3 rRNA genes are annotated in these 5,310 nt (G+C 57.2%); all 3 read left to right on the top strand.

Going from position 1 to position 5,310, the window contains the following annotated elements:
* The first annotated feature begins 148 nt into the window (after window positions 1-148).
* The 3 genes from ACWDV4_RS30675 (at window position 149) to rrf (ending at window position 5,310) form a co-directional block, all read left to right on the top strand.
* A 16S ribosomal RNA gene (locus ACWDV4_RS30675) occupies window positions 149-1,663 on the top strand.
* A gap of 340 nt (window positions 1,664-2,003) precedes the next feature.
* A 23S ribosomal RNA gene (locus ACWDV4_RS30670) occupies window positions 2,004-5,110 on the top strand.
* A gap of 83 nt (window positions 5,111-5,193) precedes the next feature.
* A 5S ribosomal RNA gene (gene rrf / locus ACWDV4_RS30665) occupies window positions 5,194-5,310 on the top strand.
* Together the 16S, 23S and 5S rRNA genes form the textbook arrangement of a ribosomal RNA operon.

Genomic DNA, 5,310 nt, shown 5'->3' with positions numbered 1-5,310 from the left:
TGGTGTGTGTTTGTTCTTTGAGAACTCAACAGGGTGCTTGATAAGCCAGTGCCAAGTTATGTTTGAACCCCGGCCGGCTGATCTATTTGATTGGTTGGTTGGAGATTCCTTTGGCAACTATTGTTGCCGGGACGCTTTTCAAAGATTTTTGTTGGAGAGTTTGATCCTGGCTCAGGACGAACGCTGGCGGCGTGCTTAACACATGCAAGTCGAGCGGAAAGGCCCTTCGGGGTACTCGAGCGGCGAACGGGTGAGTAACACGTGAGTAACCTGCCCTAGGCTTTGGGATAACCCTCGGAAACGGGGGCTAATACCGGATATGACTTCCTGTCGCATGGTGGGGAGTGGAAAGTTTTTCGGCCTGGGATGGACTCGCGGCCTATCAGCTTGTTGGTGGGGTAATGGCCTACCAAGGCGACGACGGGTAGCCGGCCTGAGAGGGCGACCGGCCACACTGGGACTGAGACACGGCCCAGACTCCTACGGGAGGCAGCAGTGGGGAATATTGCACAATGGGCGAAAGCCTGATGCAGCGACGCCGCGTGAGGGATGACGGCCTTCGGGTTGTAAACCTCTTTCAGCAGGGACGAAGCGTAAGTGACGGTACCTGCAGAAGAAGCGCCGGCCAACTACGTGCCAGCAGCCGCGGTAAGACGTAGGGCGCGAGCGTTGTCCGGATTTATTGGGCGTAAAGAGCTCGTAGGCGGCTTGTCGCGTCGACTGTGAAAACCCGCAGCTCAACTGCGGGCCTGCAGTCGATACGGGCAGGCTAGAGTTCGGTAGGGGAGACTGGAATTCCTGGTGTAGCGGTGGAATGCGCAGATATCAGGAGGAACACCGGTGGCGAAGGCGGGTCTCTGGGCCGATACTGACGCTGAGGAGCGAAAGCGTGGGGAGCGAACAGGATTAGATACCCTGGTAGTCCACGCTGTAAACGTTGGGCGCTAGGTGTGGGGGACCTCTCCGGTTCTCTGTGCCGCAGCTAACGCATTAAGCGCCCCGCCTGGGGAGTACGGCCGCAAGGCTAAAACTCAAAGGAATTGACGGGGGCCCGCACAAGCGGCGGAGCATGCGGATTAATTCGATGCAACGCGAAGAACCTTACCTGGGTTTGACATGGCCGCAAAACTCGCAGAGATGTGAGGTCCTTCGGGGGCGGTCACAGGTGGTGCATGGCTGTCGTCAGCTCGTGTCGTGAGATGTTGGGTTAAGTCCCGCAACGAGCGCAACCCTCGTTCGATGTTGCCAGCGCGTTATGGCGGGGACTCATCGAAGACTGCCGGGGTCAACTCGGAGGAAGGTGGGGATGACGTCAAGTCATCATGCCCCTTATGTCCAGGGCTTCACGCATGCTACAATGGCCGGTACAATGGGCTGCGATACCGTGAGGTGGAGCGAATCCCAAAAAGCCGGTCTCAGTTCGGATCGGGGTCTGCAACTCGACCCCGTGAAGTCGGAGTCGCTAGTAATCGCAGATCAGCAACGCTGCGGTGAATACGTTCCCGGGCCTTGTACACACCGCCCGTCACGTCACGAAAGTCGGCAACACCCGAAGCCGGTGGCCCAACCCTTGTGGAGGGAGCCGTCGAAGGTGGGGCTGGCGATTGGGACGAAGTCGTAACAAGGTAGCCGTACCGGAAGGTGCGGCTGGATCACCTCCTTTCTAAGGAGCACCATCCGTCGAAGGACGGTATGGAGCCCGTGACCTGCGAATGTTGGGTTGGGGTGCTCATTTGGCGGAGACACTGGTGAGTTTGACGCTGGCAACGGCCGGCCTTTCTAGTACAGCCATTTTGGTGGTGGGAATGATTGGTTGGTGCGGCTGGTGGTGAATGTAGAGCATCCTGTTGGGTCCTGAGGGAATGAACACCGGTGGTGTTTGTTTTTTCTGCCAGGCATGGCCTGCTGCTGCAAACCGGATCTGTTGGGGTCGAGGTGTGGTGGTGTGGGGTTGTGGGTTGGTCGTTTGTTGAGAATTACACAGTGGACGCGAGCATCTTTGTGGTCAAGTTGTCAAGGGCGAACGGTGGATGCCTTGGCACCAGGAGCCGATGAAGGACGTGGGAGGCCGCGATAGGCCTGGGGGAGCTGTCAACCAAGCTGTGATCCCAGGGTGTCCGAATGGGGAAACCTGGCACCAGTCATGTGGTGTCACCCACACCTGAACACATAGGGTGTGTGGAGGGAACGCGGGGAAGTGAAACATCTCAGTACCCGCAGGAAGAGAAAACAATAGTGATTCCGTGAGTAGTGGCGAGCGAAAGCGGATTTAGGCTAAACCGGTTGCGTGTGATACCTGTCAGGGGTTGCGTGGTCGGGGTTGTGGGACTCTGCTGGATGGGCTGACACCTGTCCGAGAAGTTACAAAGCCAGTTGCTAGCCGAATGGTGTGGAAAAGCCAACCGTAGTCGGTGATAGTCCGGTAGGCGAAAGTGGCTGGTCTTCTGTGGATGTTCCCGAGTAGCGGCGGACCCCTGAAATCTGCCGTGAATCTGCCAGGACCACCTGGTAAGCCTGAATACTTCCTGGTGACCGATAGCGGACGAGTACCGTGAGGGAATGGTGAAAAGTACCCCGGGAGGGGAGTGAAATAGTACCTGAAACCGTTCGCCTACAATCCGTCGGAGCCTTTAGGGGTGACGGCGTGCCTTTTGAAGAATGAGCCTGCGAGTTAGTGGCATGTGGCGAGGTTAACCCGTGTGGGGGAGCCGTAGCGAAAGCGAGTCTGAACAGGGCGTTCAGTCGCGTGTCCTAGACCCGAAGCGGAGTGATCTAGCCATGGGCAGGCTGAAGCGCGGGTAAGACCGCGTGGAGGGCCGAACCCACCAACGTTGAAAAGTTGGGGGATGACCTGTGGTTAGGGGTGAAAGGCCAATCAAACTCCGTGATAGCTGGTTCTCCCCGAAATGCATTTAGGTGCAGCGTCGCGTGTTTCTTGCCGGAGGTAGAGCACTGGATGGTCTAGGGGGCCTACAAGCTTACCGAAATCAGCTAAACTCCGAATGCCGGTAAGTGAGAGCGCGGCAGTGAGACTGCGGGGGATAAGCTTCGTAGTCGAGAGGGAAACAGCCCAGATCACCAGCTAAGGCCCCTAAGCGTGTGCTAAGTGGAAAAGGATGTGGGGTCGCATAGACAACCAGGAGGTTGGCTTAGAAGCAGCCACCCTTTAAAGAGTGCGTAATAGCTCACTGGTCAAGTGGTTCCGCGCCGACAATGTAGCGGGGCTCAAGTACACCGCCGAAGCTGTGGCATTCACATTTTTACTCGGCATCTTCCTTTGGGTGGGTGTCCAGGTGTGTGGATGGGTAGGGGAGCGTCGTGCCGGGGGTGAAGCAGCGGGGTGACCCAGCTGTGGACGCGGCACGAGTGAGAATGCAGGCATGAGTAGCGAAAGAAGGGTGAGAAACCCTTCCGCCGGATGACCAAGGGTTCCAGGGCCAGGTTAATCCGCCCTGGGTGAGTCGGGACCTAAGGCGAGGCCGAGAGGCGTAGTCGATGGACAACGGGTTGATATTCCCGTACCCGCGAAGGAACGCCCATGATGAACCTCGTTGTGCTAACCACCCGATCTGTGGGCGGTCTTCGGATCAAACATGGGGAGCGTGGGAACCTGGCGGGTAGTAGTCAAGCGATGGGGTGACGCAGGAAGGTAGCTGATCCCGGCCGGTGGTTGTGCCGGGGTAAGCGTGTAGGCCGGTGTGTAGGCAAATCCGCACATCATGTGGCTGAGACGTGATGCCGAGCCGATTCAGGTGAAGTCAGTGATCCTATGCTGCCGAGAAAAGCCTCTAGCGAGTTCCGAGCGGCCCGTACCCCAAACCGACACAGGTGGTCAGGTAGAGAATACCGAGGCGATCGGGTGAACTGTGGTTAAGGAACTCGGCAAATTACCCCCGTAACTTAGGGAGAAGGGGGGCCGGAGACGTGAAGCCCCTTGCGGGTGGAGCGTTGTATGGCCGCAGAGACCAGGGGGAAGCGACTGTTTACTAAAAACACAGGTCCATGCGAAGAAGTAATTCGATGTATATGGACTGACGCCTGCCCGGTGCTGGAACGTTAAGGGGACCGGTTAGTCTTTCGGGGCGAAGCTGAGAACTTAAGCGCCAGTAAACGGCGGTGGTAACTATAACCATCCTAAGGTAGCGAAATTCCTTGTCGGGTAAGTTCCGACCTGCACGAATGGCGTAACGACTTCCCTACTGTCTCAACCACAGGCCCGGCGAAATTGCATTACGAGTAAAGATGCTCGTTACGCGCGGCAGGACGGAAAGACCCCGGGACCTTTACTATAGCTTGACATTGGTACTCGAATTAGCTTGTGTAGGATAGGTGGGAGCCGGTGAAGTCCATACGCCAGTATGGGTGGAGGCAAGCTTGAAATACCACTCTGGTTGATTTGGGTATCTAACTTCGGACCGTGATCCGGTTCAGGGACAGTGTCTGGTGGGTAGTTTAACTGGGGCGGTTGCCTCCTAAAGGGTAACGGAGGCGCCCAAAGGTTCCCTCAGCCTGGTTGGCAATCAGGTGTTGAGTGTAAGTGCACAAGGGAGCTTGACTGTGAGACTGACAGGTCGAGCAGGGACGAAAGTCGGGACTAGTGATCCGGCACTTGCGAGTGGAAGCGGTGTCGCTCAACGGATAAAAGGTACCCCGGGGATAACAGGCTGATCTTCCCCAAGAGTCCATATCGACGGGATGGTTTGGCACCTCGATGTCGGCTCGTCGCATCCTGGGGCTGTAGCAGGTCCCAAGGGTTGGGCTGTTCGCCCATTAAAGCGGTACGCGAGCTGGGTTTAGAACGTCGTGAGACAGTTCGGTCCCTATCCGCCGTGCGCGTTGGATACTTGAGAAGGGCTGTCCCTAGTACGAGAGGACCGGGACGGACGAACCTCTGGTGTGCCAGTTGTCCCGCCAGGGGCACGGCTGGTTGGCTACGTTCGGAAGGGATAACCGCTGAAAGCATCTAAGCGGGAAGCTCGCTTCAAGATTAGGTGTCCCACCCACTTGATGGGGTAAGGCCCCCAGCTAGACGACTGGGTTGATAGGCCGGAGATGTAAGCCCGGTAACGGGTTCAGTTGACCGGTACTAATAGGCCGAGGGCTTGACTACTAAGTTGCTACGCGTCCACTGTGTGATTCACGGCAAACGAAACACCCCGATTTGTGTGTGGTGTTTTGACATGTCGATAGTGTTACGGCGGTCATGGCGGAGGGGAAACGCCCGGTTACATTCCGAACCCGGAAGCTAAGCCCTCCAGCGCCGATGGTACTGCACTCGGGAGGGTGTGGGAGAGTAGGACACCGCCGGAC

It is taken from the genome of Micromonospora sp. NPDC003197 (genome assembly GCF_053590565.1).
This window is presented reverse-complemented; position numbering and strand designations above follow the sequence as displayed.